Genomic DNA, 2,560 nt, shown 5'->3' with positions numbered 1-2,560 from the left:
GCCGGTATTCGTCGGTGAGCGAAGTGATAAGAGCAGGCCTTAGGTTACTGGAAGAGGAAGAGGCTAAAATAGAGGCACTGCGCAATGCGCTCATAGCGGGGGAGGAAAGTGGTTATGTAGAGGATTTCGATTCCGAGGCTTTCTTGGATGAACTACATAAAAAGCATAATATCCAATGATCTATACCTTATCCCTTCTTGCCAGGAAGGATATATCAAACATTTGGGAATATACCAACGAACACTGGTCATCCGATCAAGCAGACAATTATATCCATGAAATTTTCGATGCTATCGGGAAACTATGTAAACACCCTCATTCCGGTGTGGATTACTCAATAGTACGAGAAGGGTATCGAGGAATAAAGGTCAAATCCCATATTGTGTTCTATCGTATTGGGAAAGGAAACGAACTCATAATCGTCAGAGTGTTGCACCAAAAGATGGATATCAAAAGTAGATTAGGTAAATAGCAAAGTTCAAATAAAGGATTAAATTATGCTTATAGAAATCAATCCAAAAATACCAATGCGCAGTAAGGCGACTACAAAGGATTTTTATTTACACCGATTGGGTTTCGAAGAGCTCGGAAGCACAGACTATGATGATTACTTAATGTTGAAAAAGGATAAGATTGAGATTCATTTTTTTTATTTCAAGGCACTTGATCCAAAACAAAATTATGGGCAGGTATACATAAGGGTCAATGATATCGACAGTTATTATCAAGAGCTATTAAATAAGGGCACGACCATTCATCCTAACGGACATCTTCAGGTGAAGTCATGGGGGCAAAAAGAATTTTCCGTTCTTGACCCGGATAATAACCTGCTAACCTTTGGAGAAAGCATTTAAATGAAGGTCAAGTTTTAAATAAACAACAGCCTTTTTCAACGCTAGAATATGACAATCAAGGATTTCGAACATTTCAACGGGAAACATTGCGAAACTACCGCTACCGGAAGCCTATTAAGGCAAGTCGGTATCGAGCTATCCGAGCCCATGCTGTTCGGTCTGGGCGAAGGGCTTGGATTTATCTTTTGGAAAATGAAGACCATGGCCTTTCCGTTTATCGGAGGTCGGGTCAAAACGGACATATTGACCGATAATATTTGTAGAAACCTAAATCTACGATTGGAAATCCAAGAAACATCCTCAACAACGAAAGCTTGGGACAATGTAACGAAACACATCGACCAAGGCAAAGCGGTCGGATTGAAATTGGACTGTTATTATCTGGACTATTTCTCGAGCAAATTCCATTTCGCCGGTCACTATGTGGCCTTATATGGCTACGATGAAGAATTTGCCTATTTGATCGATACCCGCCAACAGGGCGGGAAAGTCAGAACCACCTTGAAAAGCCTAGAGTTGGCACGCAGTGAGAAAGGGCCGATGTCCTCGCCCAATAGGATTTTTACCATTACCAAAAACGGGAAAATGACCGACCTAACAAAAGCGGTCAGAACCGCGATTAAAAATAACGCAACGGAATTCCTGAACCCGCCAATAAAGAACATAGGTTACAAAGGTATCCTGAAGACTAGTTCCGAAATAAAGAAATGGTTCAAGACCACTAAGGATGTGAAGGGCGATTTCCAGACTTCTGCAATGTTAATGGAAAGGGCGGGAACCGGAGGGTCGTTGTTCAGAAACCTGTATCGGGATTTCCTGAAAGAAACCTCCGAAATGTTGAATTTGCCAGAAATTAGGGATGCGTACAGGGACTATTCAAATATTGCCGGGCAATGGAAAAATATATCTGACCTGTTTTATGAAGTCGGCGAAACCAATGACATCAGGTATGTTAATAAAGCTTCTGAAATGTTGATTGAACTGTCCGAAAAAGAACGGATTGTTATGGCTAAACTGGAAAAAGTCTGTACTTAGAATATATTATCGTAAAGTTCAAATAAACGATAAAATCTATCGTATTTTAATCAAATGGGTACATTACGCAGTCTTGGCACTGTTGGCCTTTTTAGAAAAAGTAAGTTCCTTTTCGACCCTAGTGTCGATACGCTTATACAAACGTGCCACCTCGGTAGTAGATTCCAAGAAAACCTCTTCGGCAATACCATCAACGGTGCCGGTTATTTCTACTGCATCTAACCTTGCTGTCCCATCTGCGGTCCGGGCCTGTGCGGTAACCCCGATAAAAAGAACAAAGATTAAAGTTGCGATAGTTCTCATGACCTGCGTTTTTAAATAAATAAAACGCCGTAATTTGTATCGAACAGGGTCGTGAATCGATGAACAACTCATGATTTTCGGTAATCCGCATACAGTCGGTCAAATGGGCAAAAAGTATCGTTGGACGGTTTGCCTTTAAAAAACGCCTTACCGAAATAACCTGCCTTTTGACCGATTCCAATTGGACATATTTTAGTATCTTCAATGAAAGTTCAACTAAACGATACTATCATGGATATAAAGGAAATAAAAAAAATGCCGGTGGCCACGCGAATCTTGATCGCCCAGGACATTTGGGACTCGATCGAGGATAAAGACGGTATAGAGCTGACCGATGAGATCAAGGCAGAACTTGATAGCCGTATCGA

6 protein-coding genes are annotated in these 2,560 nt (G+C 41.1%); 5 read left to right on the top strand and 1 reads right to left on the bottom strand.

Annotation, left to right across the window (positions count from 1 at the left end; genetic code table 11):
• Positions 1-14 precede the first annotated feature (14 nt).
• From ACEW8S_RS13600 to ACEW8S_RS13585, 4 genes are read left to right on the top strand one after another with little or no spacing between them, the layout of a single operon-like run.
• The gene (locus ACEW8S_RS13600) at positions 15-179 is read left to right on the top strand and encodes a type II toxin-antitoxin system ParD family antitoxin (RefSeq protein ID WP_373518688.1); all 165 of its coding nucleotides are present in this window, start codon (positions 15-17) and stop codon (positions 177-179) included.
• Entirely contained in the window at positions 176-472 is a 297-nt protein-coding gene (locus ACEW8S_RS13595) for a type II toxin-antitoxin system RelE/ParE family toxin (RefSeq protein ID WP_373518686.1), read from the top strand. Before ACEW8S_RS13600 ends, ACEW8S_RS13595 begins: the two co-directional genes overlap by 4 nt.
• Before the next feature lie 25 nt (positions 473-497).
• Positions 498-854, top strand: coding sequence for a bleomycin resistance protein (locus ACEW8S_RS13590; protein ID WP_373518685.1), 357 nt, complete (start codon positions 498-500; stop codon positions 852-854).
• A gap of 48 nt (positions 855-902) precedes the next feature.
• On the top strand, positions 903-1,889 hold the full coding sequence (locus ACEW8S_RS13585) for a BtrH N-terminal domain-containing protein (RefSeq protein ID WP_373518684.1): 987 nt from the start codon (positions 903-905) through the stop codon (positions 1,887-1,889).
• Positions 1,890-1,952: 63 nt separating this feature from the next.
• Here the strand turns inward: ACEW8S_RS13585 and ACEW8S_RS13580 are convergent, their stop codons facing one another.
• Complete coding sequence (locus tag ACEW8S_RS13580) at positions 1,953-2,192, bottom strand: hypothetical protein (RefSeq protein ID WP_373518683.1); 240 nt, start codon at positions 2,190-2,192, stop codon at positions 1,953-1,955.
• A 204-nt stretch (positions 2,193-2,396) separates the two neighbouring features.
• On the opposite strand from ACEW8S_RS13580, the gene ACEW8S_RS13575 reads away from it, so the two are divergent.
• On the top strand, positions 2,397-2,560 hold a 164-nt coding region (locus tag ACEW8S_RS13575), incomplete at its 3' end, for an addiction module protein (protein WP_373518687.1).

The sequence above is a fragment of the Pricia sp. genome, from assembly GCF_041745955.1.
Lineage (GTDB): Bacteria > Bacteroidota > Bacteroidia > Flavobacteriales > Flavobacteriaceae > Pricia.
Note: the sequence above shows the minus strand (reverse complement) of the source record. Positions and strands in the feature narration are given on the sequence as shown.